Below are 25,680 nucleotides of genomic sequence, written 5' to 3'. Positions count from 1 at the left end.
GACCTCCAACCAACGCCCGCCCGCGCCGTTGATCAAGAGGTTTGCGTCCGTCGGGCGGCGTGTCTCCGACGCGAACTTCTTGATCAACGCGGCGTAGGGGGTCGGGCCGCCGACTCGGTGCCGGATGTCCGGTTCGGGTGGGCGGTACCCGCCCGGCGCATGCCGTCTGACCTGCGGTGTCTTGTGGGCGGGGCCGCCCCGGGGCGGAATGGCCGATGGGGCGAGGCCGTTGTACATGGCGTACCTCCGGCGCTCCCCCGGCCGGACGGATCCCAGGGATCGGCCCGATGGAATGCGCGGCCGCCCGGGCCGGTTGCATCCCCCGGACACCCGAGCAGGTCCCGCCGATCGCCCGGGTCGATCCCCTTCTGACTTCTCCCGCGGCACCGCGCCCCTGTTGCGTGTGCCGCGCACCCCCGAACAGAGAGGCCGATCATGCGTACCGATCTGATCCGCAAGACCGCCCTGACCGCTGCCGGCCTCGCCTTCACCGGCGCCGTCGCCGGCCCGCTCACCACCGCCAGCACGGACTCGCCCGCCACCAGCAAGGGCGCCGCGTCGGTGCAGAACGACCGCAAGTCGCACGGCGAGCGTGAGCTGACCATGTCCTACGAGGCCCAGCCGAACTTCTACTACTGCGGCCCCGCCGCCACCCGCAACGCCCTGTCGGTGCAGGGCAAGAACATCGACGTGGACGCCATGGCCAAGGAGATGGGCACCACCGAGGCGGGCACCAACAGCATCAACGACATCACCCCGGTGCTGAACAAGGAGACCGGCAAGAAGGTCTACCGCAGCGTCGAGATCCGCGACAACAGTGCCGACCGCAAGCAGACCGAGAAGCTGCGCGCCGACGTCGTCCGCACCATCGACGACGGCCGGGCGGTGGTCGCGAACATCGCCGGCACCGCCACCGACACCGACGGCACCACCCACTCCTTCGAAGGCGGGCACTACATCAGCGTCATCGGCTACCGCGACGGCGGCAACGTCGTCACGATCGCCGACTCGGCGAACGCCGACCAGATGTCCTACCGGATGAGCGTGGACAACCTGGCCGACTGGATCGCCACCCGCGGCTACTCCGCCGCCGCCTGATCCACCGCAACACCGACAAGGGCCGGCCCCCACCCGGGGGCCGGCCCATCGTCGTGTGCGCATCCGGGCGGCTTTCGTCGCGTGCGCCTCCGGGCGGCTCGGCCGGACCAGCGACGCTCAGCCGCCGGAGTCGGCCAGTTCGGCGCCCTCGGGCACGGTGTCGTCGTCCCGGCTGGCCAGCCAGCCGTCGGGCAGGAAGACCTTGCCCGGGGAGTTGGTGCGACCGCGCGGCTGACCGAGGGTGGCCACCGGGAAGGGCTCCGTCGGGTCCAGCTTGCCGAGCAGGTCGTCGAGCTGCGCCAGGCTCTCGATCATCGCCAGCTCGCGGCGCAGCTCGCTGCCGACGGGGAAGCCCTTGAGGTACCAGGCGACGTGCTTGCGGAAGTCGGTGCAGCCGTCCCGCTCGCCCCGGGCCGGGCTACGGCTGCCGGCAGTGAACTGGTCGACCAGCAGCTCGGCGTGGCGGCGCATGGTCTGCGCGACCTCGCCGAGGGTGGGCAGCCGCCGCTCGGGGCGGCCGTCGAACGCGGCCTCCAGGTCGGCGAAGAGCCACGGCCGGCCCAGGCAGCCCCGGCCGATCACCACCCCGTCCACGCCGGTGTGCGCCACCATCCGCAGCGCGTCGTCGGCCTCCCAGATGTCGCCGTTGCCGAGCACCGGCACGTCGAGGGCCTGCTTCAAGGTGGCGATGGCGTCCCAGTCGGCGGTGCCCGAGTAGCGCTGCGCGGCCGTGCGCCCGTGCAGGGCCACCGCCGCCACCCCGGCGTCCTGCGCGGCCAGCCCGGCCTCCACGTACGTCAGGTGGTCGTCGTCGATGCCCTTGCGCATCTTCACGGTGACCGGCACCCCGGCGGGTGCGGCGGCGTCCACCGCGGCCCGGACCAGGCGGGCGAAGAGCCGCCGCCGCCACGGCAGCGCGGAGCCGCCGCCCTTGCGGGTCACCTTGGGCACCGGGCAGCCGAAGTTGAGGTCGATGTGGTCGGCGAGGTCCTTCTCCACCACGATCCGCACCGCGGCGGCGGTGATCTCCGGATCGGTGCCGTAGAGCTGGAGGCTGCGCGGCCGCTCGTCGGCGCCGAAGGCGATCATGCGCAGCGTCTTCGGGTTCCGCTCGACCAGCGCGATCGTGGTGATCATCTCGCAGACGTAGATGCCGCCGCCCTGCTCCCGGCAGAGCTGCCGGAAGCCGACATTGGTGATGCCGGCCATCGGGGCGAGCACCACCGGCGGCCACACCTGGTGCGGCCCGAGGGTGAGCGGGCGGAGCGCTACGGAGGAGGCGGGACTGGTCACGTACCCAAGAATCCCACGCCGGCCGCGGCCCGCCGGGGCCCGGTGGCCGGTCGCCGCCGCGATGGTGAGCGAACTCGCACCGCGACGGCGACCGGCGTACGGGTCAGTAGGACCTGCCGGGCGCGGACAGGATCAGGCCCGAGACGTCCACGATGACGGACGTGGCCGCGTTGACGTGGAGCGCGAACGACAGGCCGTTGCCGTTGTAGCTGCCGAGCTGCACCTCCACCAGGTTGGAGAGGATCTGGTTCGGTCCCCACCAGTTCAGCGACGAGGTCCCCGGCTTGGCGATCGACGAGCTGTACGCGGTCAGCACCCCGGCGGAGACGGTGCCCGCCACGGTGATGTTGACGTACGCGGCCGTCGCCTTCTCCGCCACCGCCGGTGGAACGTTCTTCACCGTCAGGTGGATGACCTTGCCGGCGTTGAGCTTGCCCGAGGTCACGCCGGCGCTCCCGGCCAGGATGTTCGCGCTGTAGGTGGAGATCGCGCGGGTGTCCAGGATCCGCTGCGGCGGGACGGCCATCGTCCGGTTCGCCCACCGCGAGGTGTTGACGTACGCCTTGGCGCCACCCTTGCCACCGATCACCAGGTCGGCAGCCTCGTTGACCGCGAGCGAGCCGGTCGGCAGCTCCTGCGGGATGTTCGCGTCCGGAGTGGGCACCAGGCGGAACGCCGGGTCGTCCCCGCCCAGCAGCAGGGTCGGGTTCGCCGAGGAGCCGCCGACCAGCACCGTCTCCGCCGTGCCGGCGTCGTTGGTGGCCCCGACGAGCACCGGCTGCCCCGGGTCGGCCGCGGCCGGGGTGGCGACGACCGCCGCCGCGCCGACGCCGGCGCCCGCGGCGACACCGGCCTTGATGATCCGGCGGCGGGTGGTCGACGACGTCTCGTCGGTGGTCATGCTGGTGGTCTCCTCGGTCTCACGCACTGGGCTGCACCTCCCGGTCAGCGCGCTCGGCGCTGGCCTTGATCACGTCGGCGCGGACGCCGCTCGTGCCGGAGCCGGCGGTCAGGCCCTTCGGGTTGTTGATGACGGCGGACTCCGGGTGGAACACCAGCAGGCCGGTCACGTCGAGGATGACGGCGGTGGCGCTCTTCTGCACCCAGATGGCCACGGTGTCCGGGTAGTATTCGCCGTCGGCGGTCGACCAGGCGCTCACCTGGGTGATCACGCCGTTGGAGAGCAGCTGGCCGGCGCCCCACCAGTTGATGGTGGACGCGCCCGGGGCGTCGCCCCGACCGTAGACGGTGGCGAAGCCGCCCTTCTCGGTCTTGGCCACGGTCACGTTGCCGATCAGGCCGTCGCCGTACTCGACGATGCCGGCCAGGTGGACCAGCAGCCAGGCGCCCGCGACCGCACGGCCCTGCGAGTCGATCTGCCCGGCGCCCTCCAGCAACCGGGCCCGGCCGGCGGCGGTGCGGGTGTCGAGCACCCGGGTCGGCGGGATCGGCACCAGCATGGTGGCGTTCGCCGTGGTGAACGAGGTGTAGCCGCCGTTGCCGTTGGAGACGTTCAGCCCGTTCGCGTACGCGGTGAGGGAGCCAGCGGGCGGGGTCAACGAGTGGGAGTCGGCCATCTTCAGCTCGAGCGTCACGCCGGTGGCGTTCTTTAGGGCGAGGGTGGCCGCTCCACCCGGGGCGGCGCTGGTCACCGTGGTCGTCCCGCCCGCGTTGGGCTGGCCGATCAGGACCGGGTCGCCGACAGCGGCGGAGGCGGGAGCGGCGTTCACGGCGGTCGCCGCGGTGGCCGCGACCGCGGCGCCGCCGGTGACGGCGGCCCGCCGCAGCAGGGTGCGCCGTGAGGCGGCGCGGTCGGACTCGGACGTCATGCTGATTCCCCCGTGGGCTGGATCGACGGGCGGCGGCCGGCGGCGGCCGCCGCGGAGCGGGCGGGACCGGGCCGGCTACGCACGGCCGACGAGCACCTGGCTCGGGTGGCCGACCAGCAGGCTGGTCAGGTCCACGATCACGTGGGTCGGTGACGCGGTGGCCTGGAGCGTCAGCACGCTCCGGTACGCCCCGACGGCGCCGAGCTCGGTGAAGAGGAAATTGGACAGGATCTGCCCCTGGGTCCACCAGTTCACCGTGGACGCGGTCGGCTTGGTGCCGCTGCCCCAGACGGTGAGCACACCCGAGCCGGTCATCCCGACCACCGTCACGTTGCCCTTGATCGCGTAGCCGTCCCGGACGTACCCGTCCAGGCTGAGCACGATCGGCACGCCGGGCTGGAGCCGGCCCAGCGAGTCCAGGGTGCCGGAGACGATGTTGCGGCGCAGGTCGACGGAACGGGTGTCCAGCACCCGGGTCGGCTGCACCGCGACGGAGGTGGTGGCCCACTCGGTGGTCCAGGCCCAGCCGTTGGTCGGGCTGGTCGGCACGCCGGCGCGGACGAACAGGTCGCCCTGGTCGTCGACCGCCATGCTGCCGACGGGCGCTTCGAGCACCTGCGGATAGATCGAGTCGCCGGGCACCAGCCGCAGCGGCGCGCCGGCGGTGTTCTTCAGCGTCAGGGCCGGTGCGCCGTTCAGCGTGGTGGTGGCTGGGCCGGCGTCGTTCGTCGTAGCCATGATCAGGTTGTCACCCGGGGCGGCCTGGGCTGTGCCGGGCATCGCCACGGCCGCGGCGACACCGGCGCCGGCCGTGGTGGCGGCGACCGTGGCGGCGCGGCGCAGCAGGCGCCGCCGCTTCGGGTCGTGGTCGTTGTCCTGTTGCGACGCGCGCGTCATGCACACACCCCCGTGATGAGATTCAACGCCGGGAATGCTCGCACGAGATCAGGCCCGGCTCAACCACCGGGTGGGCGCAACCGCCGGCCGATGGGCCACCGACGACGACGGCCCCGCCCCTGCTGGGGGCGGGGCCGTGGGGTGCCGGTTCAGCAGCCGGGCAGGCGCTCGATCAGGTAGCGCTCGACCTGGTCCAGGGCGATCCGCTCCTGGGCCATGGTGTCCCGGTTCCGCACGGTCACCGCGTCGTCGTCGAGGGTGTCGAAGTCGACGGTCACGCAGAACGGGGTGCCGATCTCGTCCTGACGGCGGTAGCGGCGGCCGATGGCCTGCGAGTCGTCGAACTCCACCACCCAGCGCTTGCGCAGCTGCGCGGCGAGGCCCTTGGCCTTCGGGGAGAGCGCCTCGTTGCGAGACAGCGGCAGCACCGCCACCTTGACCGGGGCCAGCCGCGGGTCGAAGCGCATCACGGTGCGCTTGTCCACGCCGCCCTTGGTGTTCGGGGCCTCGTCCTCGTCGTACGCCTCGAGCAGGAACGCCAGCACCGCGCGGGTGAGACCGGCGGCCGGCTCGATGACGTACGGCATCCACCGCTCCTGCTTCGTCTGGTCGAAGTAGGACAGGTCGACGCCGGAGTGCTTGCTGTGCGTGGAGAGGTCGAAGTCGGTCCGGTTGGCGATGCCCTCCAGCTCGGCGAACTCGCTGCCGCCGAACTGGAACCGGTACTCGATGTCGACGGTGCGCTTCGAGTAGTGGGAGAGCTTCTCCTTGGGGTGCTCGTAGAAGCGCAGGTTCTCCGCCGACAGACCCAGGTCGAGGTACCAGTTCCAGCGCTCCTGGAGCCAGTACTCGTGCCACTCCTCGTCCGTGCCCGGCTCGACGAAGAACTCCATCTCCATCTGCTCGAACTCCCGGGTACGGAAGATGAAATTGCCCGGGGTGATCTCGTTGCGGAACGACTTGCCGGTCTGCGCGATGCCGAACGGCGGCTTCTTGCGGGCGACCGTCTCCACGTTCTTGTAGTTGACGAAGATGCCCTGGGCGGTCTCCGGGCGCAGGTAGTGCATGCCCTCGTCGCTCTCCACCGGGCCGAGGTAGGTCTTCATCAGGCCGTTGAACATCTTCGGCTCGGTGAAGGTGCCCTTGTTGCCACAGTTCGGGCAGTTCAGCTCGGACAGCGAGGTCAGCGGCTTGCCGTGCTTCTCGGCGTACGCCTCCTCCAGGTGGTCGGCGCGGAACCGCTTGTGGCAGGACTGGCACTCGGTGAGCGGGTCGACGAACTCGGCGATGTGGCCGGAGGCCTCCCACACCTTGCGCGCCAGGATGACCGCGGAGTCCAGGCCGACGACGTCGTCGCGCTGCTGGACCATGGTCTTCCACCACTGCCGGCGGACGTTCTCCTTGAGCTCCACGCCGAGCGGACCGTAGTCCCACGCCGACCGGGTGCCTCCGTAGATCTCGCTGGAGGGGAAGACGAAGCCTCGGCGCTTGGCGAGGCTGACGACGGCGTCGATACGGTCGGCTGGCATGTTTCCTCCTACGCCGGCTGGCGGTCGGCGGGGACGTGATGTGGACGGAACGAACAGTTCGGGACAACGGTACGACCAGCGGCGTCCCGAGCCCAGCAGAATACTCCGGCCGGCTCAGTTGACCCCGCAGACCTCCATGCCGGCGGTCTGCTGGTCCGGCGCGAGGGTGACCTGCTGGGTGTCCTGGAAGCCGCCGCTGAAGGTGACGTCCACCGGCACGGTGAGCGCGTTCGGGTCGACCTCGCCCACCCGGTAGGCGGCGACCGCCGGCTCGTCGGCCACCCGCTGGGCGAACTCCGCCCGGGACTCGCGCCGCTGCTCTTCGTCGCAGAGCTTGTCGTAGGCCGCGCCGTACTCCTTGCGCACCAGCGCGCGGTAGTAGGCGTCGGTGACCGCGTGCCCCTGCTCCTCGATCGCCTGGGCGTTGCTGATGGTCAGGCCGATCAGGGCCGCCCCGCCCCCGCCGCAGCAGATCAGCAGGGCGAGCGCCCCGACGCCGAGGCCCAGCCAGAGCCGCTTGCGGCCGCCCTCGGTGGGCGGCGCGGCGAACGGTGGGGCCACTCCCGGGCCGGGCGGCGGGGCCGGCACCCCCGGGTCGGCCGGCGGGGCGCCGTCCCCGCCGGGCGTCGCGGGGTACGGCGGTGGGGCTGCCGGGCCGGGTGCGGTCATGAGTGCAGGGTAGTGCCCGCCGGCTCAGCGGTGCGGACTCGCGGCCCGATCACTGGTGGCCACCACGACCCCGCCGTCCGGGGCGGCGCTGGCCAGCGTCTCGTACGCGGACGGCTCGTCGAGCGACTCGGCGAGCAGCGGCACCGCGGCGATCTTGACGTCGAACCCGCCCAGCGCCCGCCGGTACGCCCCGACCGACTCCCACTCGCTGAGCAGGCACCAGTGGGCCGGGTCGTCGAGCGCCCGCAGCAGTTCGCCGCGCAGGTAGCCGGGGCGGGCGGCGAGCGCGGCGAGGGCGGCGTGCGCCCGGGCGACGAAGTCGTCGGCGACATCGACCTCGACCACGAACCGGTTGGTGACCAGCACCGGCGTCCTCCTCGTAGAGTCTGTGGGATGCAGCGTACGCAGAGCCCCCTGCTGGTCCGGCTCTCCCGGGCCAACCCGACGTCGGTGTTCCTCGCCACCCTGGTGGTGGTGCTGGTGGCGTTCTTCGCACCCGGTGCGGTGGGCGGCGTGCTGCTGCTCGCGCTCGCCGCCGGGCTGATCTGGCTGCTGGCGACCACCTGGCCGGTGCAGGCGCCGCAGACCCGGATGATCCGGCTGGTGATGCTGACCCTGCTGGTCGTGGTCGCGCTGGCCAAGCTGCTGTGACATGCACTCATGCGTTTTTGACAATCATTTCCGTTGTCACGGACAGTTGATGTCATGAACATCCGCTCCGCTCCGCGCGCCCTGGCCGCCGCCACCGCCCTGCTCGCCCTGGGCGGCGTCGCCTCCTGCTCGCCCGACGGGGCGGGCGCCGATCCGCAGCGGGTCGACGTGGTGGCCGCGTTCTACCCGTTGCAGTTCCTCGCCGAGCGGATCGGCGGCGACGCGGTCGCCGTCAGCAACCTGGCCAAGCCGGGGGCCGAGCCGCACGACCTGGAGCTCAACCCGCGCCAGGTCGGGCAGGTCAGCGAGGCGGAGCTGGTCGTCTACCTCAAGGGCTTCCAGCCGAACGTGGACGAGGCGGTGGACCAGAACGCCGCCGACCGCGCCTTCGACGTGGCGACCGTGCAGCCCCTGCTGACCGCCGCGGCCGGCGGCCACGAGCACGAGGGTGAGGCCGGTCACGCCGAGGAGCCCGGCGGCAACCTCGACCCGCACCTCTGGCTGGACCCGACCCGGCTGGCCACCGTCGGCGACCAGCTCGCCGAGCGGCTCGGCCGGGCCGACCCGGAGCGGGCCGCCGACTACACCGCCCGGGCCAGGACCCTCCGCGGCGAGCTGGAGAAGCTCGACGCCGAGTTCGCCGCCGGGCTGAAGAGCTGCCAGCGCCGGGAGATCGTGGTCAGCCACACCGCCTTCGGCTACCTGACCGAGCGCTACCAGCTGGAACAGGTCGGCATCACCGGCCTCACCCCCGACACCGAGCCCTCCCCGCAGCGCCTCGCCGAGGTCGCCGCGGAGGCCCGCGAGCACCGGGCCACCACGATCTTCTTCGAGACCCTGGTCAGCCCGAAGGTCGCCGAGACCATCGCGGCGGAGGTCGGCGCGAAGACCGCGGTGCTGGACCCGATCGAAGGGCTGTCGACCGACTCCGGCGGGGACTACCTTTCGGTGATGCGCACCAACCTGCAGACCCTGCGGACGGCGTTGAGCTGCTCGTGACCGCACCCGTCATCACCGTCACGCACGGGGCGGTCGGCTACGACGGCCGGCCCGTGCTGCGGGACGTCTCGCTCACCGTCACCGCCGGCGAGGTGGTCGCCGTCCTGGGGGCCAACGGCTCCGGCAAGTCCACCCTGATCCGCGCCGTGCTCGGGCTGGTCCCGCTGGCCGCCGGCTCCGTCGAGCTCTTCGGCACCCCGCTGCGCCGGTTCCGGCAGTGGCGGCGCATCGGGTACGTCCCGCAGCGGCTCGAGGCCGGCGGCGGCGTACCGGCGACGGTGCGCGAGGTGGTCGCCTCCGGCCGGCTGGCCCGCCGGGGCGTGCTCCGCCCGCCGGGGCGGGCCGACCGGGAGGCGGTCGACGCGGCGCTGCGCGCCGTCGGGCTCGCCGACCGGGCCGCCGATCCGGTCGCCACCCTCTCCGGCGGCCAGCAGCAGCGCACCCTGATCGCCCGGGCTCTCGCCGGCCGGCCGGAGCTGCTGGTGCTCGACGAGCCGACGGCCGGGGTCGACGCGGCCAGCCAGGAGGCGTTCGCCACCGCGCTGCGGGACTTCGTCGCCGACGGCGGCACCGTGCTGCTCGTCGCCCACGAGCTGGGCCCGCTGCGACCGCTGATCAGCCGGGCGGTGGTGGTGCACCAGGGTGGGATCTGCCACGACGGCGTGGTGCCCGAGCCCGCCGGCCACCACGCGGAGCCCGACCACGACCACGTGCACCCGCACGGTCCCGACGAGCCCGCCGGGCTGTGGAGCAGCTGACCATGGAACTCTTCCAGTACCCCTACATGCAGCGCGCGCTGATCGGCGCCCTGGTCATCGGCCTGGCCGCCCCGACGCTCGGCATCTACCTGGTGCAGCGGCGGCTGACCCTGATCGGTGACGGCATCGGCCACGTGGCGCTGACCGGTGTCGGCGCCGGGCTGCTGCTCAACCGCTCCCCGGTGCTGGTGGCGGTGGTCGTGGCGACCCTCGGCGCGATCACCATCGAGCTGGTCCGGGCGCGCGGACGCACCTCCGGCGACCTCGCGCTGGCACTGCTCTTCTACGGCGGCATCGCCGGCGGGGTGATGCTCGTCGGGCTCTCCGACGCCACCAGCGCGAACCTCAACGCGTACCTGTTCGGCTCGCTGACCACCATCTCGCCGCAGGATCTGATCACCATCGCGGTGCTCGGCGCGGCCATCCTGGTCACCATGCTGGCGCTGCGCCCAGCGCTCTTCGCGGTCTGCCACGACGAGGAGTACGCCCGGGTCGCCGGGCTGCCGGTCCGAACGTTGAACCTGCTGCTGGCGGTGGCCACCGCGGTCACCGTCACCATCGCCATGCGGGCGGTGGGGGTGCTGCTGATCAGCGCCCTGATGGTGGTGCCGGTGGCCACCGCGCAGCAGGTCACCCGGGGCTTCCGCAGCACCATGACGGCGGCCATGGCGCTCGGCCTCTTCGCGGCCGGGGCCGGGGTCTGGGTGGCGGCCACCGCCGACACCGCCCCGGGCGCCTCGGTGGTGCTGCTGGCGATCGCCTCGTTCCTGATGGTCGCGCTCGCCGCCGCCGGCTGGCGGGCGCTGCGCCGGCGGTCCACCCCGGCCGGTACGCCGGCGCCCGAGCCGCACGAGGTCGTGCTCCGGTGACGCCGCCCCGGCACCTGTCGGTGGTATTGGTTACCGTTGCAGGGTGACCGGCACGAACGGCTACGAGGCCTACGAGGGCGCGGGTGAGCTGCTCCGCGCCCTGTCCGCCCCGATCCGGCTGGCGATCGTCAGCGAGCTGGCGCAGGGTGAACGGTGTGTGCACGAGCTGGTGGAGAAGCTCGGCGCCCCCCAGCCGCTGGTCTCCCAGCACCTGCGGGTGCTGCGCGGGGCGGGGGTGGTCCGCGGCTCGCGGCGCGGCCGCGAGATCGCGTACGCGCTGGTCGACGAGCACGTGGCGCACATCGTGGCGGACGCGGTGAGCCACGCCGGGGAGGGATCATGAGCGAGGGGGCGCTGCGGAACACGCGGCAGCGCACGGCGGTGAGCTCCCTGCTCGCCGAGGTGGAGGGCTTCCACAGCGCGCAGGAGCTGCACGCGATGCTCCGTGACCGGGGCGAGCGGGTCGGGCTGACCACCGTCTACCGCACCTTGCAGGGCCTCGCCGACGCCGGCGAGATCGACGTGATGCGCCCGCCCGGTGGGGAGCACCTCTACCGCCGGTGCAGCGAGGGGCACCACCACCACCTGGTCTGCCGGGCCTGCGGCCGCACCGTCGAGGTGGCCGGGCCGGCGGTGGAGACCTGGGCCGAGCGGGTCGCCGCCCAACACGGGTACGCCGACGTCAGCCACACCCTGGAGATCTTCGGCACCTGCCCGAAGTGCGCCGCCTGACGGCGATTCAGGGGGTGCCGGCCGCGCCGCGTCGTGGCACGCTGTCCGGCGTGAAGATCTACGCCGATCGCTTCCCCGTCGCCCTCCGCCAGCTCCTCACCGACCTGCTCGTCGTCGTCTGGGTGTACGCGGCGATCCGCTTCGCCCTGTGGGTGCACGACCTGGTGCAGAAACTCGCCGTACCTGGACAGAAGCTGGAGGGGGCCGGCGGCGGTCTCGCCGACAACCTCGCCGAGGCCGGCGGCAAGGTCGGCCGGGTGCCGCTGGTCGGCGACGAGCTGACCGCCCCCTTCGAGCGGGCGGCCGAGGCGGCCCGCGCGGTCGCCGACGCCGGCCGGGACCAGCAGGAGCTGGTCGGCCAGCTCGCCCTGGCGCTCGCCATCGCCGTGCTGGTCTTCCCGCTCGCCCTGGTGCTCTTCGGCTGGCTGCCGCTGCGGGTGCGCTGGATGCGCCGGGCCGCCTCGGCGAAGGCGCTCGCCGGCGCCCCGGCCGGGCGGGACCTGCTGGCGCTGCGTGCCCTCGCCGGGCAGCCGCTGCGCAAGCTGACCAGGATCGATCCGGATGTGGCGGAGGCATGGCGGCGCGGCGACGACGCCACCGTCGACGCGCTCGCCGCACTGGAGCTGCGCCGACTCGGCCTGCGGGGCGGCCGCTAGGGTGTGGCGGTGCTGTACTTCCTGATCGTCGTCGCCGTGCTGCTGCTCGGGTACGCCGCCGTCCTGGTGAGCTTCGTCCGCAAGGGTCGCAAGATCCCGCCGCAGGCGTACCTGGTGCTCGCTGTGCTCAACGGGCTGATCCTCGCGGCGGTGCTGGCCTGGGCCGTCGCCCGCTGACTTCAGCGACGGCCCAGCCCCTGCTCAGCCGCCCTGGCGGGGGATCCGGCGGCGGACGTCCGGCGTGGTCGACGGGCCGGGTGACCAGCGCGCCACCCACGGGGTGTCGGCCGGCGGGGTGAGCACGCCGGATTCCAGGGCGGCGTACCGGCCGGCGAGGATCCGCTTCGCCGCCGCGACGTCGACGGAGTCGGTGTTCTCCCACAGCGCGGTGAACAGCTGCTCCACCCGGACCCGCGCCTGCCGGCAGAACAGGTCGGCCAGCTCGACGTTCTCCGGGCGGGTGTCCCGCTCCGCGTACGCCCGCACGCAGACCGCGGACATCGCGAACAGCTCCGCGCCGATGTCCACCACCCGGCCGAGGAACGCCTGCTTGCGTTCCATCTTTCCCTGCCAGCGGGACATCGCGTAGAAGGTCGAGCGGGCCAGCTTGCGGGAGTGCCGCTCGACCTGCCGCAGGTGCCCGGCGAGCGGGCCGAACTCGCCGTACGCGGTGGGGGTCTGTCCCCTGCCGACGGCGAGGGTGGGCAGCCACCTGGCGTAGAAGGCCCCGGCCCGCGCCCCCGCCCTGGCCTTGCGGCCGAGCCCGGCGTCCGGGTCGATGATGTCGCCGGCGACCGAGAGGTGCGCGTCGACCGCCTCCCGGGCGATGAGCAGGTGCATGATCTCGGTGGAGCCCTCGAAGATCCGGTTGATCCGCAGGTCCCGCAGCATCTGCTCGACCGCGGCCGGGCGTTCGCCCCGGGCGGCGAGCGAGTCGGCCGTCTCGTAGCCGCGCCCGCCCCGGATCTGGATCAGCTCGTCGGCGATCTTCCAGGCCATCTCGCTGGCATAGAGCTTGACCAGGGCCGCCTCGATCCGGATGTCGTTGCGGTCGTCGTCGGCGAGCAGGCAGCAGAGGTCGAGCATGGTCTCCATGCCGTACGTGGTGGCGGCGATGAAGGAGAGCTTCTGGGCGACCGCCTCGTGCTCGCCGACCGGCCGGCCCCACTGCACCCGGTCGGCGGCCCACTCCCGGGCCACGTTCAGCGACCACTTGCCCGCGCCGACGCACATCGCCGGCAGCGACAGCCGCCCGGTGTTCAGCGTGGTCAGGGCGATCTTCAGCCCCTTGCCCTCGCCGCCGATGACGTTCTCCCGGGGCACGAAGACGTCGTGGAACCGGGTGAGGCTGTTCTCCAGGCCGCGCAGGCCGACGAAGGCGTTGCGCCGCTCGACGGTGATGCCCTCGCTGTCGCCGTCGACCACGAACGCGGTGATGCCGCCGCGCCGCCCCTCGCCGGCCGGCACCCGGGCCATCACCACCAGCAGGGTGGCCACGGTGCCGTTGGTGGCCCAGAGCTTCACCCCGTTGAGCCGGTAGCCCGTGCCGTCGGCGGTCGGCTCGGCGGTGGTGGCCAGGCGGGCCGGGTCGGAGCCGACGTCCGGCTCGGTGAGCAGGAACGCGGAGACCTCCCCGGCGGCCAGCCGGGGCAGGAAGAGCTGCTTCTGCTCGTCGGTGCCGAACATCTTCAGCGGCTGCGGCACGCCGATCGACTGGTGGGCGGAGAGCAGCGCGCCGATCGCCGGGCTGACCGAGCCGGCCAGCATCAGCGCGCGGCAGTAGTGCAGGTTGCTCAGGCCGAGGCCGCCGTACTTCCGGTCGATCTTCATGCCGAACGCGCCGAGCCGGGCCAGCGCCTGGAACACCTCGTCCGGGATGGACGCGTCGCGCTCGATGGCCGCGCCGTCCACCTCGGAGCGCAGGTACGCGCCGAACTCGGTGAGGAACCGCTCGGCCCGCGCGTCGTCCTCCGGGTCGGAGCGAGGCCAGGGGTGGATCAGATCGAGCCGGAACCGGCCGAGGAAGAGCTCCTTGCCGAAGCTGGGCCGGTCCCAGGCGGTTTCCCGGGCCGCCTCGGCGACCTGTCGGGCCTCCTTCTCGGAGACCTGGCCCGCCTCGGCCGGCAGCGGCCCGGCGCCGTCCTCGGTGGGTCGGCTGTTGTGCGTCGTGGTCACGGCTGCCCCCTCGAACCTCGGTCCGGATGCGTCAACGTGCTCGACAAGAGCAACGCTACCCCCGGGTGTTACTCAGGGGTAGCGTCGCGCACGTCGGATTTTCCGGCCGGCGTCCGGGTCAGTCGCCGGTCAGCACCTGCGGCTCGTCATCGTCGTCGTCGACGTCCTCACCCCAGTTGCGCCGGGCCATCGGCAGGAAGACCCAGAAGGTCAGGAACCACAGCGCGGTGAGCGCGCTGAGCACCAGGGCCACGCCGCGGTGCAGCACGAAGTCGGTGATCAGCAGCACCGCGCTGACCATCGAGATCAGCATGAAGCCGAGGCCGCCGCTGGCCATCCGGTGGGCGAAGCGCACCAGCTCCGGCTTGCGGCCCTGACGGAACAGCGCGCGATGGAAGGCGACCGGCGAGATGATCATCGCGGTGGCGGCCGCCGCCGACAGCAGCGAGACGATGTAGACGTCCTTCTGGAAGCCGCTGGTCCGGGTGAAGCCGTTGCTGAACGGCAGGGTCAGCAGGAAGGCGAAGAGGATCTGCACGCCGGTCTGGGCGACGCGCAACTCCTGGAGCAGATCGGCGAAGTTGCGCTGCCAGCGCTGCTTCTCGGATTCCTTCGACACGCGCTACCTCCGGAAGAGACGGTACTGCCGACGGGGCTCACCCCGCCGGCAGCAACGCCAATGCCCCACCCGGAGTGGCGCGAAACCGGCTCAGGAACCTCGGCGGATGCGGCCGGCGTACCGGGCCTCCAGCGCGGCGTTGTGCTCGTCGCCGCCGGTGATGTTCGCCGACAGGTAGACCGGGGGCCGCTCCCCCGCCGCGATCAACCGGGTCACCGTCTCGGCCACGATCTGCTGGGCCAGCAGGGCCGCGGTGATCGAGGAGACCGCGCCGACCGCGCCGCCGTCGGGCAGCGGCAGGGTCGCGTCACCGTACGGGGCGCCGTTGTCCAGCACCACGTCGGCGAAGTCGGCGAGCTTGCGCCCGGACGGGTGGCGCGAGGCCATCCGGCCCGAGTGCTGTGCCGAGGTGATCGCCACCAGCCGGTGCCCGCGCTCGACGACCAGCGACGCGAACTCCACCATCGCGCCGTTGACGCCGGAGTTGGAGGCCAGCACGAAGATGTCCGACGGGCGGACCGGGGCCAGCTCGTAGAGCCGGTGCGCCACGGCCGGATCGCGCTCCAGGTGCGGCCCGAGGATGCTCGCCGGCTGGCCGCCCAGCAGCACCAGGTCGCGCAGCGCGATCCGGTTGGTCGGCACCAGCCCACCGGCCCGGCCGGCGATCTCCATCGCCAGCGCCTCGGAGTGGCCGGTGCCGAAGGCGTGCACCACCCCGTCGGCGCGCAGCGCCGCGGCGATCAGGTCGGCCGCCCGACCCACCGCCTCCCGCTGGCTCGCGGCCACCCGGCCGATCGTCTCGGTCACCACCGCCAGGTATGCCTCGGCGCTCACCGTCATGGCGTTCCTCCGTCCGCTCGTCGGTCCTGCTCGTCCGGTCGGCCCACGGCGGGCTCAGGCCAGGTTGCGTACCCGAGCCAGGATCGCCTCGGCCAGCGGGGCCGGCGCCTCGTCAGGAATCCAGTGGGTGACGCCGGGGAGCGCGACGAACCGGTACGGCCCGGTCACCTGGGCGGCGCAGGCCTCGGCGGCGGTCCGGCCGATCGCGACGTCCCGGTCGCTCCAGACGAAGGTGGTGGGCACCGCGACCGGCCCGGTCCGCGCCAGGTCGGCCCTGGACATGGCCCGATACCAGTTCAGCGCCCCGGTCAGCGCTCCCGGCTCCCGCATCGGCTCGGCGTACCGGGCCACCCGCCCGGCGTCGCCCACCGCGGAGAGCAGCCGGCGCAGGGCGGCCGCCCGCACGGCCAGCAGCACCTTCTCGGCCTTGCCCGGCTGGCGGAACAGCAGCACGTACGACGAGCGCGCCTTCTGCCGCGGATCGTTCGCCAGCGCGTGCTCCATCGCGGCGGGATGCGGCACGGAGACGGCGGTCAGGGTGCGGACCCGCTCGGGGTGCCCCGCGGCGAGGCCCCAGGCCACGACCGCGCCCCAGTCGTGCCCCACCACGTGGGCCGCCTCGACGCCCAGCGCGTCGAGCAGCGCCACCGCGTCCTCGACCAGCTCCGGCAGCCGGTAGGCGGCCACCTCGGCCGGGCGGGCGCCCGGCGAGTAGCCCCGCTGGTCCGGCGCGTACGTGCGCAGGCCGGCGGCGTGCAGCGCCGGCACCACGTCGTCCCACTCGCCGCCGTGCTGCGGGAAGCCGTGCAGCAGGAGGACGGGTTCGCCGCCCTCCGGGCCGCCGGTGCGTACCTCGAACGTCAGCCCTCGCGCCTCGACCCGCATGATCGGCAGCCTACCCAGCCCAACGGTCGTCCACCCGGGCCGACCGTGGCGGGGTCGGAGCTGTTAGCGTCGACGAGACAACTTCACATCCGACAGGGGAGCGCACAGCGCTGAGAGTGCGGGCATTCGCCCGCAGACCCTCGAACCTGATCTGGGTAATGCCAGCGCAGGGAGTTCGGTCGACCTCCAGCCGCGCCGCCGTCCGGTCCCATACCGGGCGCGGCGTGCGTCTTCTCCTGGTTCGATCATTTGGACTGGGAGCACACATGACCAACACCGACAGCAACCGGTGGCGCACCATCGACATCGTCATCGCGGCGGTGCTCGGGGTGGCCTTCGGCATCATCTTCTGGGCCTGGGGCCTGCTCTGGAACGGCCCCGCCGACGCGATCCCGCTGCCCGGGCGGGCGGCCATCTACGGCGTCTGGCTGGTCCCCGCCGTCCTGGGCGGTCTGATCATCCGCAAGCCGGGCGCCGCCTTCTTCACGCTCACCGTCGCCGCGCTGGTCTCGGTGGCGCTGGGCAGCAGCTGGGGCTGGACGCTGGTCATCCAGGGTCCGCTGGAGGCCGCCGCGGCGGAACTCGCCTTCGCGGCCTTCGGCTACCGCGTCTTCCGGCTGCCCGTCGCCCTGCTGGCCGCCACGCTGGCCGGCCTGGCGGCGTCGCTCTACGACGTCTTCGTCTGGTACCCGGACACCGCCTGGGGCAGCTTCCGCCTGCCCTACATCCTGATCACCGCGGTGAGCTCCCTGGTGATCGCCGGCCTGGGCAGTGTCGCGCTCACCCGGGCCCTCGCCCGCACCGGCGTCCTCGACCGGTTCCCCGCCGGCCGCGAACGCGCCGCAATCTGACCCCCCCGCTTCGTTGATCAAGAGGTTTGCGTCAACGGGAGCCACCGTCGTGACGCAAACCTCTTGATCACCGGCCGGGAGCCGGACGGGCCTGGGTAGGGAGGGGTGCCGGTGGGCGCGGTGTTGATGCGCGGGTTCGGGTGGCGGCACGCCGGGCGGAAGGCGTGGGCCGTGCGCGGGGTGGACCTGCGGATCGAGGCCGGGGAACGGGTCCTGCTGCTCGGGCCCTCCGGGGCGGGCAAGAGCACCCTGCTGGCGGCGCTGGCCGGGCTGCTGCCCGAGGACTCCGGCGATCAGGAGGGCACCGTCGAGATCGACGGGCTGGACCCGCGCAAGGACCGGGAACGGGTCGGCATCGTCTTCCAGGACCCGGAGACCCAGCTGGTGATGGCCCGCAGCGGCGACGACGTCGCGTTCGGGCTGGAGAACCGGGGGGTGCCGGCCGGGGAGATCTGGCCGCGGGTGGACGAGGCGTTGCGCCGGGTCGGCTTCCCGTACCACCGGGACCGGCCCACCGCGGCGCTCTCCGGCGGCGAGCAGCAGCGCCTGGCCCTGGCCGGCGCGCTCGCCCTGCGCCCCGGCCTGCTGCTGCTCGACGAGCCGACCGCCAACCTGGACCCGGCCGGCGCCGACCTGGTCCGCCGGGCGGTCGCCGGCGCGCTGTCCGCCGACACCACCCTGATCCTGGTCGAACACCGGGTTGCCGAGGCGCTGCCGCTGGTCGACCGGGTGGTGGTGCTGGAGCCGGGCGGCGGGGTCCGCGCGGACGGCCCGCCGGAGGCGGTCTTCGCCGCGCACGGCGAGGCACTGGCCGCCGAGGGCGTCTGGGTGCCCGGCCGGACCATCCCGCCCCGGCACGCCACCACACCGCCCGGCGAGGAGTTGCTCACCGCCGACCGGCTCGGCCTGCCGCCCCGGCTGGCCCCCACCGACCTGCGGGTACACGCCGGCGAAGCGCTCGCCGTGCTCGGGCCCAACGGCGTCGGCAAGTCCACCCTGGCCCTGCTCCTCGGCGGGCTGCTCCGCCCCGGCGTCGGCCGGGTCACCGCCACGGCCGCACTGGCCGGGGCGGACGACCGCACTCCCCCGCACCGCTGGCGGGCGCCCGCGCTGGCCCGCCGGATCGGCTCGGTCTTCCAGGACCCGGAGCACCAGTTCGTCACCGCCACCGTCTTCGACGAGCTGGCGCTCGGCCCCCGCCGGACCGGCCAGTCCGAGCCGGCGGTACGCGCCACCGTGGACGCCCTGCTGGACCGGCTGCGGCTGACCCGGCTGGCCGGGGCGAACCCGTACACCCTCTCCGGCGGGGAGGCGCGACGGCTGAGTGTGGCGACCGCGCTGGCCACCGCGCCCCGCCTGCTGATCTGCGACGAGCCGACCTTCGGCCAGGACCGGCGCACCTGGCGGGAGCTGGTCGACCTCTTCGCCGACCTGCGCGACGCCGGGCACGCCGTCGTCACCGTCACCCACGACGCGGACTTCGTCGCCGCGCTCGCCGACCGCACCGTCACCCTGCACCGGCGGCCCGACCCGGCCGGCGGCGACTCGGGGCGGCGCCCGTGATCAGCCTGGAACCGGTCGCGGCGCCCGGTGCGCCGCTGGCCCGGCGTAACCCGGTGGCGAAGCTGGCCGCCGCGTTGGTCTTCTCGGCCGTCCTGGTGGCCACCCTGGACCCGGTCGCCCCGGCCATCGCGATCGCCGTGGAGCTGGCCGTGCTGCCGCTGTTCGGGATCCGGTACCGGGTACTGGCCCGGCGGGCCCTGCCGCTGCTGGCCGGCGCGGCCGGCATCGTGGTCACGCTGGTGCTCTTCGCCGCCGACCGGTCCGGCCGGGTGCTGCTGGACGCCGGGCCGCTGCTGGTCACCTCCGGGGTGCTGCTGACGGCGCTCGGGCTGGCGCTGCGGATGTTCGCGGTGGCGCTGCCGGGCGTGATCGTCTTCGCCACCACCGACCCGACCGACCTGGCCGACGCGCTGGTGCAGAACGCGAAGGCGCCGGCCCGCTTCGCCATCGGGACGCTGGCCGCGTTCCGGCTGGTCCCGCTGCTCGGGCAGGAGTGGCAGATGATCGAGATGGCCCGCCGGGCACGCGGCGTGGACGCCGGGCGCAACCCGGTGGCGAAGCTACGGCTGTTCGTGTCGACCGCGTTCGCCCTGCTGGTCGGGGCGATCCGGCGCGGCACCCGGCTGGCGGTGGCGATGGACGCCCGGGGCTTCGACGCCGGCACCCCGCGCACCGTCGCCCGCCGGCAGCGGTTCGGCGTGGCCGACGGGCTGCTCGTGGCCGGGGCGGCGGTGCTGGGCGCTGCGGCGATCGCGGTCAGCGTCGCGCTCGGCACCTTCCGCCCGTTGATCGGCTGACCAGGGGCGACCGGGTCCGCACCGGCGGCCCAGTGGTCGGGTGCGGCCGTGGTGACGAGCGGCGCCGGCGCCCCTCCGGCCGGCCATTCTGGAGGGAAGGTGTCCAGTGAGCGTGATACCTCTGAGGCATCAAAATGCCTCAGAGGTATCAGGCTCGTCGCGGTCATACTTCCGCGCCGCGACACGCCGAACCGGCTCGTCGGGCCGCTCGGGACACAGTCCCGGTGCGGCTGCCGACGGGTCGCCGCACCGGGAGCCGCTCCCGGCGCTCACCGACGTCATCGGCCGCCGGATCAGGTGCGCGGCCGACCGGCATCCGTACCAGCAGCGCGGATCAGCTGCGGCGGAACGCGTATCGGCGGGTCTGGCCACGGGCGGCGGTGGAGCCGCCGCGCACCGACGGGCCGGTCCACGGCGGCGTCGCCGGGGCGGGTCGGGTGGCGGCGGGCGCGGAGCCCGTCTCCTCCGGCAGGGTGACCGGGGCGGCGGGCGCCACGGTGAGCGCGTCGAGATCCGGCGGGCTCACCGCCACCTCGGCCGGCGCCGGCGGGCGGGACTTCTTCGGACTGCGCTTGGCGGGCATACGCTGCCTCCTTCGGATGCGGGGACCGCGCCGCGAGGCGGGCGGTCGGCGGGCAGGGAACGGCCCGGGCGACCCGACCACGGAGACACCACCCGTACGGGAAAGGTGGGGAATGCGGACGCCCGGCGCGGCCGGACCCCCGACGACGGCGGCGGGCCCGGCTGGCTGAAGGTGCGGCGTCAGATACGCATGCCGACAGGCTAACCCGCCTATTGCGGCGGCCGCAGCCGATTTGCTGGCACCATCGGCGGCATGCTGATCGCGTTCTCGATTACCCCGCTGGGCGTCGGCGAGTCCGTCGGCGACCTGGTCTCCGAGGCGGTCCGGGTGGTCCGCGCCTCCGGCCTGCCGAACCGCACCGACGCCATGTTCACCACCGTCGAGGGTGAGTGGGACGAGGTGATGGCGGTGGTCAAGCGGGCGGTCGACGTGGTGGCCGAAAAGGCGCCCCGGGTCAGCGTGGTGCTCAAGGCCGACGTGCGACCCGGCGTCACCGACGCGCTCACCGGCAAGGTGGCCCACGTCGAGGCCCGCCTGGCCGAGGGCTGACACCGGCCGGTGCCGTCACTGGAGGGCCCGGGTGAGCACCTGGTCGCCGCCGGCCAACCCGGCTGGTCCCGCAGCCCGGTGCCGCGACGGCCCGCACCGTGCCGCTCACCGGGCGTCGATGTCCGGACCCCGGCGGCCGGTGGCCGCGATACGGTCGCAGGACGGCAGGCCGACGAGAGGTGGCGGACGGATGGCTCAGCAGGCGACGGCGCAGATCGGGGTCACGGGGCTGGCGGTGATGGGCCGCAACCTGGCCCGGAACCTGGCCCGCAACGGCTTCACGGTGGCCGTGCACAACCGCTCCCCCGAGCGCACCCGCAGCCTCGTCGCCGAGCACGGCGGCGAGGGCAGCTTCGTCGCGTCCGACTCCCTCGCGGACTTCGTCGCCACTCTGGAGCGGCCCCGCGCCGTGATCGTCATGGTGAAGGCCGGCGGCCCCACCGACGCGGTGATCGACGAGCTGGTCCCGCTGCTGGAGGAGGGCGACATCGTCGTCGACTGCGGCAACGCGCACTTCGCGGACACCCGCCGCCGGGAGGAGGCGCTGCGCGGGCACGGGCTGCACTTCGTCGGCACCGGCGTCTCCGGCGGGGAGGAGGGCGCGCTGCGCGGCCCGAGCATCATGCCCGGCGGCTCCGCCGAGTCGTACGCGAAGCTCGGGCCGATCTTCGAGAAGATCGCCGCGCAGGTGGACGGCACCCCGTGCTGCCGGCACATCGGCCCGGACGGCGCCGGCCACTTCGTCAAGATGGTGCACAACGGCATCGAGTACGCCGACATGCAGCTCATCGCCGAGGCGTACGACCTGCTGCGGGCGGGGCTGTCGGCGAGCCCGGCGGAGATCGCCGACATCTTCCGGGAGTGGAACACCGGCGAGCTGGAGTCCTTCCTGATCGAGATCACCGCCGACGTGCTGGCACACACCGACGCGGCGACCGGCCGGGCGTTCGTCGACGTGGTGCTCGACCAGGCCGAGCAGAAGGGCACCGGCCGGTGGACCGTGCAGAGCGCGCTCGACCTGGGCATCCCGATCACCGGCATCGCCGAGGCGACCTTCGCCCGGTCGCTCTCCGGCCACGCCGACCAGCGCGCCGCCGCCCGCCGCGCATTCGCCGACGCCGGCGAGAAGTGGCAGGTCGAGGAGCGGGAGACCTTCGTCGAGGACGTCCGGCGCGCGCTGCTGGCCAGCAAGATCGTCGCGTACGCGCAGGGCTTCGACCACATCCGCGCCGGCAGCCGCGAGTACGACTGGGACATCGACCTCGGCGGCACCGCCACCATCTGGCGCGGCGGCTGCATCATCCGGGCCCGCTTCCTCGACCGCATCCGCGAGGCGTACGACGCCCAGCCGGACCTGCCGACGCTGCTGGTGGCGCCCTACTTCGCCGAGGCGGTCGGCGCCGGGGTGCCGAGCTGGCGGCGGGTGGTCGCCGACGCCGCCCGGGCCGGCGTGCCCACCCCGGCGTTCTCCTCGTCGCTGGCCTACTTCGACGCGCTGCGCGCGGAGCGGCTGCCGGCGGCGCTGATCCAGGGGCTGCGGGACAACTTCGGCGCGCACACCTACCACCGGGTCGACCGGGAGGGCTCGTTCCACACCGTCTGGGCCGGCGACCGCTCCGAGCTGGCGGGCTGAGGCGCGGATGGGCTCAGGCGAGGGTGGCGTGCATCTCCCAGACCAGGATCTCGGCGGCCTCGGTGGCGCTGACCCGGTGGCCGCCGGTCATCGTGATCCGGGCGGCGTCGCCCGCGCCGAGCCGGCCGGCGCCCTCCAGCGTCACCGCGCCGCTGGGCACATAGAGGTGCAGGTAGGGCGCGTCGGGCAGGGTCACCTCGTCGCCGGCGGCGAGCCGGGCGGCGTGCAGGGTGGCGTACCGGTTGCGGATCCGGATGGCGGAGGCGCCGTCGTACCGGTCCATACCGGAGGCGACCGGCACCAGGCCGCCGCGCAGCAGCTCGTCGCCGATCTCCAGCTGCTCGTAGCCGGGGTCGACGCCGTCGGTGTCGGGCACCACCCACATCTGCACGAAGTGGACCGGGTCGCCGTGCGGCTCCCGGCCGTCCAGCCGCCAGGAGTCGTTCTTCTCCGAGTGCAGGATGCCGGTGCCGGCACTCATCCGCTGGGCCAGCCCGGGATAGATGACGCCGGAGTGCCCGGTGGAGTCCTGGTGCACCAGCGAGCCGCGCAGCACCCAGGTCACGATCTCCATGTCCTCGTGCGGGTGGGTCTCGAACCCGGTGCCCGGGTGGACGATGTCGTCGTTGTTGACCAGCAGCAGCCCGTGGTGGGTGTTGGCCGGGTCGTAGTGCCGGGAGAACGAGAAGGAGTGCTTCGAGTCGAGCCAGGACAGTCGGGTCTTGAACCGGTCCTCGGCCCGGCGGACGTCCACCGCCGGGCTCGGCGCCAGCGCGGTCACCAGGCCCGCTGCCCGGTCTCGTTCGGCGCCCAGGTCAGCGCCGGTTCACCGGTGGCCAGCTCGGCGATCTCCCCGGAGCGCACGCTGGGGGCGTGCCCCAGTTCGGCGCAGTGCTGCTCGGCGATCTCCGCGCAGATCCCGGCCACCTGTTCGCAGATCGGGCTGCCCAGGTCCGCGGCGTTCAGTGCCATGATCATCTTGTACCGGAGATCCGGCATCCCCACCCCCGTGGCGGACGCGCCCGGGCGGCGCGCCCTGCGCCGATCGTACGCGCGCGGGCCGCGCCGACCGGCCGGAACGCGTCAGCGCCGCCCCCGAGGGAGCGGCGCCGACGGCGTGGTGCGGGTCGCTGGTGAGCGCGAGGAACGCAGCGCAGCGGAGTCCCGCAGTCGTGAACGAAAGGCAGGCCGGTCACCAGAACCGGCGACGCTTGGCCTTCTGCGGACGCAGCATGTCCGCGCCCTTGCTGAGCAGTCGGCTCACGCCGGTCGGGCCCCGGCGGGCCTCCAGCGTGTGGCTGAGCCGGCGCGCACCGGCCGCGGCCAGCGGCACGGCGACCGCCATGACCGCCCACTGGGCAATCCGCTTCTGAATCATGTGGGTTCACCTCCGCGTCTTGGCTGCTACCCCAAGAGGTACCCCACCCGACGCTCGGATAAGCGCGAGCGCCTCGACGTCTACACCTTGGGGGCGACCGGGTTGGGCAGCGCGCCCCCGAACCGACGGTCCCGCTGCGCGTACAGCTCGCAGGCGTACCAGAGGTGCCGGCGGTCGAATTCGGGCCAGAGGGTGTCGAGGAACACCAGCTCCGCGTAGGCCGTCTGCCAGAGCAGGAAGTTGGAGATCCGCTCCTCACCGGAGGGACGCAGGAACAGGTCCACCTCCGGGATCTCCGGGTGGTAGAGGTACTTCGCCACGGTCTTCTCGTTGACCTTCGCCGGGTCGAGCCGACCGGCAGCCACGTCGCGGGCGATCGCGGCGGCGGCGTCGGCGATCTCCGCCTGGCCGCCGTAGTTCACGCAGAACTGCAGGGTCAGCGTCGAGTTGGCCCGGGACATCTCCTCGGCGGTCTGCAACTCCGAGATGACGCTCTTCCACAGCCGCCCCGCCCGGCCCGACCAGACCACCCGCACGCCGAGGTCGACGAGCTGGTCGCGGCGGCGGCGGATGACGTCCCGGTTGAAGCCCATCAGGAACCGGACCTCGTCCGGCGAGCGCCGCCAGTTCTCGGTGGAGAACGCGTACGCCGACAGGTAGGGAATGCCCAGCTCGATCGCGCCCTCGATGGTGTCGAAGAGGCTGAACTCCCCCGCCTCGTGACCCTTGGTGCGGGGCAGCCCGCGCTCCTTGGCCCACCGGCCGTTGCCGTCCATCACCACCGCGACGTGCTTCGGCACCGCCTCGGCGGGCAGCGCCGGCGGCCGGGCACCCGACGGGTGCGGTGTCGGCGGCACCGGCGCGCGCCGGCCGGCCCTCAACGATCGGATCACTCGGTCATCTCCCTGTCCACGCCGTCCACGCCGGCCCCGACGCCGGGCGGCGGCGGAACCGGACCGGCCACGCCACCGCCGGGTGACGGGACCGCGCCGGCCGCCGGGGCACCCCGGTCGACCAGCGGCAGCGAGCGTAGCGCGCGCTCCAGGTGCCACTGCAGGTGCGCCGCGACCAGGCCGCTGCACTCCCGGCGTACGCCGGTCTCGGTGGCGTCGGCGACCCGCCAGTCGCCACTGGTCAGCGCGGACATCAGGTCGATGGTGGCCGGCGCGGGGTGGGCCGCGCCGGGCGGCCGGCAGTCCGGGCAGACCGCGCCGCCGGCCGGTACGGAGAAGGCCCGGTGCCGCCCCGGCGTGCCGCAGACCGCGCAGGCGATCAGCGCCGGCGCCCAGCCCGCCAGGGCCATCCCGCGCAGCAGGTACGCGTCGAGGACCAGCGTGGTGGCGTGCTCCCCCAGGGCCAGCGCCTTCAGCGCGCCGAGGGTGAGCTGGAACAGCCGCAGCGAGGGTTCCCGCTCGACCGGGGTGAGCCGCTCCGCGGTCTCGGCGATCGCGCTGGCCGCGGTGTAGCGGGGATAGTCGCCGAGGAACCGCTTGCCGTAGAGGTCGATCCCCTCGACCTGGCTGACCGTGTGCAGCGAGCTGCCGTGATTGCCCTTCGGGTCGCCGGCGAGCTGCACGTCGACGTGGCCGAACGGCTCCAGCCGGGCGCCGAACTTGCTGGTGGTGCGCCGGATGCCCCGGGCCACGGCGCGCAGCCGGCCGTGCCGGCGGGTCAGCAGGGTGATGATCCGGTCGGACTCGCCCAGCTTCTGCACACGCAGGACCACCGCGTCGTCGCGGTAGAGCTGGCGGCGGTACCCGGGCATCGGACCATTCTCCCTCGGGGTGGGAAATCAGGGTCGGTTCGGGGTGGCCCGGCGTCGCGTCC

At 73.5% G+C, this 25,680-nt stretch carries 31 protein-coding genes and 1 riboswitch; of the genes, 14 read left to right on the top strand and 17 right to left on the bottom strand.

Features of this window, described 5'->3' with window-relative positions:
• Positions 1 to 435 precede the first annotated feature (435 nt).
• On the top strand, positions 436 to 1,098 hold the full coding sequence (locus tag GA0074696_RS09935; RefSeq protein WP_088960822.1) for a C39 family peptidase: 663 nt from the start codon (positions 436 to 438) through the stop codon (positions 1,096 to 1,098).
• A 117-nt stretch (positions 1,099 to 1,215) separates the two neighbouring features.
• On the opposite strand, the gene dusB is transcribed toward GA0074696_RS09935, so the two are convergent.
• From dusB to GA0074696_RS09900, 7 genes are all read right to left on the bottom strand, one after another.
• Positions 1,216 to 2,391 carry a tRNA dihydrouridine synthase DusB gene (gene dusB, locus GA0074696_RS09930; protein ID WP_088960821.1) on the bottom strand — a complete coding sequence of 392 codons (1,176 nt, stop codon included), beginning with the start codon at positions 2,389 to 2,391 and terminating at the stop codon, positions 1,216 to 1,218.
• Positions 2,392 to 2,494: 103 nt separating this feature from the next.
• Positions 2,495 to 3,319, bottom strand: a complete 825-nt coding sequence (locus tag GA0074696_RS09925) for a hypothetical protein (protein WP_088960820.1) — start codon at positions 3,317 to 3,319, stop codon at positions 2,495 to 2,497.
• Positions 3,312 to 4,220: a hypothetical protein gene (locus tag GA0074696_RS09920; RefSeq protein ID WP_088960819.1), complete on the bottom strand. Its 909-nt coding sequence runs from the start codon at positions 4,218 to 4,220 to the stop codon at positions 3,312 to 3,314. Before GA0074696_RS09920 ends, GA0074696_RS09925 begins: the two co-directional genes overlap by 8 nt.
• Before the next feature lie 75 nt (positions 4,221 to 4,295).
• The gene (locus GA0074696_RS09915) at positions 4,296 to 5,117 is read right to left on the bottom strand and encodes a hypothetical protein (protein ID WP_088960818.1); all 822 of its coding nucleotides are present in this window, start codon (positions 5,115 to 5,117) and stop codon (positions 4,296 to 4,298) included.
• Positions 5,118 to 5,266: 149 nt separating this feature from the next.
• Complete coding sequence (locus tag GA0074696_RS09910) at positions 5,267 to 6,646, bottom strand: glycine--tRNA ligase (protein WP_088960817.1); 1,380 nt, start codon at positions 6,644 to 6,646, stop codon at positions 5,267 to 5,269.
• 114 nt (positions 6,647 to 6,760) lie between these two features.
• Entirely contained in the window at positions 6,761 to 7,234 is a 474-nt protein-coding gene (locus tag GA0074696_RS09905) for a hypothetical protein (protein ID WP_088964473.1), read from the bottom strand.
• 105 nt (positions 7,235 to 7,339) lie between these two features.
• Entirely contained in the window at positions 7,340 to 7,681 is a 342-nt protein-coding gene (locus GA0074696_RS09900) for an antibiotic biosynthesis monooxygenase family protein (RefSeq protein ID WP_088960816.1), read from the bottom strand.
• A gap of 27 nt (positions 7,682 to 7,708) precedes the next feature.
• Between GA0074696_RS09900 and GA0074696_RS09895 the strand changes: the two genes are divergently transcribed.
• From GA0074696_RS09895 to GA0074696_RS31155, 8 genes are read left to right on the top strand one after another with little or no spacing between them, the layout of a single operon-like run.
• Complete coding sequence (locus tag GA0074696_RS09895) at positions 7,709 to 7,966, top strand: DUF6703 family protein (RefSeq protein ID WP_088960815.1); 258 nt, start codon at positions 7,709 to 7,711, stop codon at positions 7,964 to 7,966.
• A gap of 54 nt (positions 7,967 to 8,020) precedes the next feature.
• Complete coding sequence (locus tag GA0074696_RS09890) at positions 8,021 to 8,965, top strand: metal ABC transporter substrate-binding protein (RefSeq protein WP_088960814.1); 945 nt, start codon at positions 8,021 to 8,023, stop codon at positions 8,963 to 8,965.
• Entirely contained in the window at positions 8,962 to 9,723 is a 762-nt protein-coding gene (locus tag GA0074696_RS09885) for a metal ABC transporter ATP-binding protein (protein ID WP_088960813.1), read from the top strand. Before GA0074696_RS09890 ends, GA0074696_RS09885 begins: the two co-directional genes overlap by 4 nt.
• Positions 9,724 to 9,725: 2 nt before the next feature.
• On the top strand, positions 9,726 to 10,592 hold the full coding sequence (locus tag GA0074696_RS09880; RefSeq protein WP_088964472.1) for a metal ABC transporter permease: 867 nt from the start codon (positions 9,726 to 9,728) through the stop codon (positions 10,590 to 10,592).
• Between the two features lie 43 nt (positions 10,593 to 10,635).
• Complete coding sequence (locus GA0074696_RS09875) at positions 10,636 to 10,935, top strand: ArsR/SmtB family transcription factor (protein ID WP_088960812.1); 300 nt, start codon at positions 10,636 to 10,638, stop codon at positions 10,933 to 10,935.
• The gene (locus GA0074696_RS09870) at positions 10,932 to 11,324 is read left to right on the top strand and encodes a Fur family transcriptional regulator (RefSeq protein ID WP_088960811.1); all 393 of its coding nucleotides are present in this window, start codon (positions 10,932 to 10,934) and stop codon (positions 11,322 to 11,324) included. Before GA0074696_RS09875 ends, GA0074696_RS09870 begins: the two co-directional genes overlap by 4 nt.
• 50 nt (positions 11,325 to 11,374) lie before the next feature.
• The gene (locus tag GA0074696_RS09865) at positions 11,375 to 11,980 is read left to right on the top strand and encodes a hypothetical protein (protein WP_088964471.1); all 606 of its coding nucleotides are present in this window, start codon (positions 11,375 to 11,377) and stop codon (positions 11,978 to 11,980) included.
• Between the two features lie 9 nt (positions 11,981 to 11,989).
• Positions 11,990 to 12,157: a hypothetical protein gene (locus GA0074696_RS31155; RefSeq protein ID WP_170285442.1), complete on the top strand. Its 168-nt coding sequence runs from the start codon at positions 11,990 to 11,992 to the stop codon at positions 12,155 to 12,157.
• Between the two features lie 24 nt (positions 12,158 to 12,181).
• On the opposite strand, the gene GA0074696_RS09860 is transcribed toward GA0074696_RS31155, so the two are convergent.
• The 4 genes from GA0074696_RS09860 to GA0074696_RS09845 all read right to left on the bottom strand — a co-directional run bounded on the left by GA0074696_RS09860 (position 12,182) and on the right by GA0074696_RS09845 (position 16,499).
• Positions 12,182 to 14,155 carry an acyl-CoA dehydrogenase family protein gene (locus GA0074696_RS09860; protein ID WP_088960810.1) on the bottom strand — a complete coding sequence of 658 codons (1,974 nt, stop codon included), beginning with the start codon at positions 14,153 to 14,155 and terminating at the stop codon, positions 12,182 to 12,184.
• Between the two features lie 118 nt (positions 14,156 to 14,273).
• Positions 14,274 to 14,774: a DUF6328 family protein gene (locus tag GA0074696_RS09855; RefSeq protein ID WP_088960809.1), complete on the bottom strand. Its 501-nt coding sequence runs from the start codon at positions 14,772 to 14,774 to the stop codon at positions 14,274 to 14,276.
• Positions 14,775 to 14,864: 90 nt separating this feature from the next.
• Positions 14,865 to 15,614 (bottom strand): sugar isomerase domain-containing protein, encoded by a 750-nt coding sequence (locus tag GA0074696_RS09850; protein WP_088960808.1) that lies wholly within the window; start codon positions 15,612 to 15,614, stop codon positions 14,865 to 14,867.
• A 54-nt stretch (positions 15,615 to 15,668) separates the two neighbouring features.
• Complete coding sequence (locus GA0074696_RS09845) at positions 15,669 to 16,499, bottom strand: alpha/beta fold hydrolase (protein ID WP_088960807.1); 831 nt, start codon at positions 16,497 to 16,499, stop codon at positions 15,669 to 15,671.
• 84 nt (positions 16,500 to 16,583) lie between these two features.
• Positions 16,584 to 16,690: riboswitch (TPP riboswitch) on the top strand.
• 75 nt (positions 16,691 to 16,765) lie between these two features.
• Between GA0074696_RS09845 and GA0074696_RS09840 the strand changes: the two genes are divergently transcribed.
• The 3 genes from GA0074696_RS09840 to GA0074696_RS09830 all read left to right on the top strand — a co-directional run bounded on the left by GA0074696_RS09840 (position 16,766) and on the right by GA0074696_RS09830 (position 19,710).
• Positions 16,766 to 17,350, top strand: a complete 585-nt coding sequence (locus GA0074696_RS09840; protein WP_088960806.1) for an ECF transporter S component — start codon at positions 16,766 to 16,768, stop codon at positions 17,348 to 17,350.
• A 111-nt stretch (positions 17,351 to 17,461) separates the two neighbouring features.
• On the top strand, positions 17,462 to 18,913 hold the full coding sequence (locus tag GA0074696_RS09835) for an ABC transporter ATP-binding protein (RefSeq protein ID WP_088964470.1): 1,452 nt from the start codon (positions 17,462 to 17,464) through the stop codon (positions 18,911 to 18,913).
• Positions 18,910 to 19,710 (top strand): energy-coupling factor transporter transmembrane component T family protein, encoded by an 801-nt coding sequence (locus GA0074696_RS09830; RefSeq protein ID WP_088960805.1) that lies wholly within the window; start codon positions 18,910 to 18,912, stop codon positions 19,708 to 19,710. Before GA0074696_RS09835 ends, GA0074696_RS09830 begins: the two co-directional genes overlap by 4 nt.
• A 334-nt stretch (positions 19,711 to 20,044) precedes the next feature.
• On the opposite strand, the gene GA0074696_RS09825 is transcribed toward GA0074696_RS09830, so the two are convergent.
• Positions 20,045 to 20,293 carry a hypothetical protein gene (locus GA0074696_RS09825; RefSeq protein ID WP_088960804.1) on the bottom strand — a complete coding sequence of 83 codons (249 nt, stop codon included), beginning with the start codon at positions 20,291 to 20,293 and terminating at the stop codon, positions 20,045 to 20,047.
• Between the two features lie 252 nt (positions 20,294 to 20,545).
• Here GA0074696_RS09825 and GA0074696_RS09820 point away from each other — a divergent pair, with 252 nt between their 5' ends.
• Both GA0074696_RS09820 and gndA read left to right on the top strand, forming a co-directional pair.
• Complete coding sequence (locus GA0074696_RS09820; protein ID WP_088960803.1) at positions 20,546 to 20,842, top strand: MTH1187 family thiamine-binding protein; 297 nt, start codon at positions 20,546 to 20,548, stop codon at positions 20,840 to 20,842.
• A 190-nt stretch (positions 20,843 to 21,032) separates the two neighbouring features.
• On the top strand, positions 21,033 to 22,475 hold the full coding sequence (gndA, locus tag GA0074696_RS09815; protein ID WP_088960802.1) for an NADP-dependent phosphogluconate dehydrogenase: 1,443 nt from the start codon (positions 21,033 to 21,035) through the stop codon (positions 22,473 to 22,475).
• 13 nt (positions 22,476 to 22,488) lie between these two features.
• Here gndA and GA0074696_RS09810 read toward each other — a convergent pair whose 3' ends face one another.
• From GA0074696_RS09810 to recO, 5 genes are all read right to left on the bottom strand, one after another.
• Positions 22,489 to 23,256 carry a pirin family protein gene (locus GA0074696_RS09810; RefSeq protein ID WP_088960801.1) on the bottom strand — a complete coding sequence of 256 codons (768 nt, stop codon included), beginning with the start codon at positions 23,254 to 23,256 and terminating at the stop codon, positions 22,489 to 22,491.
• Positions 23,253 to 23,447, bottom strand: a complete 195-nt coding sequence (locus GA0074696_RS09805; protein ID WP_231925317.1) for a thioredoxin reductase — start codon at positions 23,445 to 23,447, stop codon at positions 23,253 to 23,255. Before GA0074696_RS09805 ends, GA0074696_RS09810 begins: the two co-directional genes overlap by 4 nt.
• A gap of 220 nt (positions 23,448 to 23,667) precedes the next feature.
• Entirely contained in the window at positions 23,668 to 23,853 is a 186-nt protein-coding gene (locus GA0074696_RS09800; protein WP_088960799.1) for a hypothetical protein, read from the bottom strand.
• 80 nt (positions 23,854 to 23,933) lie between these two features.
• Complete coding sequence (locus GA0074696_RS09795) at positions 23,934 to 24,710, bottom strand: isoprenyl transferase (RefSeq protein ID WP_172894590.1); 777 nt, start codon at positions 24,708 to 24,710, stop codon at positions 23,934 to 23,936.
• Positions 24,711 to 24,742: 32 nt separating this feature from the next.
• Positions 24,743 to 25,618, bottom strand: coding sequence for a DNA repair protein RecO (gene recO / locus GA0074696_RS09790; protein ID WP_088960797.1), 876 nt, complete (start codon positions 25,616 to 25,618; stop codon positions 24,743 to 24,745).
• Positions 25,619 to 25,680 lie beyond the last annotated feature (62 nt).

It is taken from the genome of Micromonospora purpureochromogenes (assembly GCF_900091515.1).
Taxonomy (GTDB): Bacteria; Actinomycetota; Actinomycetes; order Mycobacteriales; family Micromonosporaceae; genus Micromonospora; species Micromonospora purpureochromogenes.
Note: the sequence above shows the minus strand (reverse complement) of the source record. Positions and strands in the feature narration are given on the sequence as shown.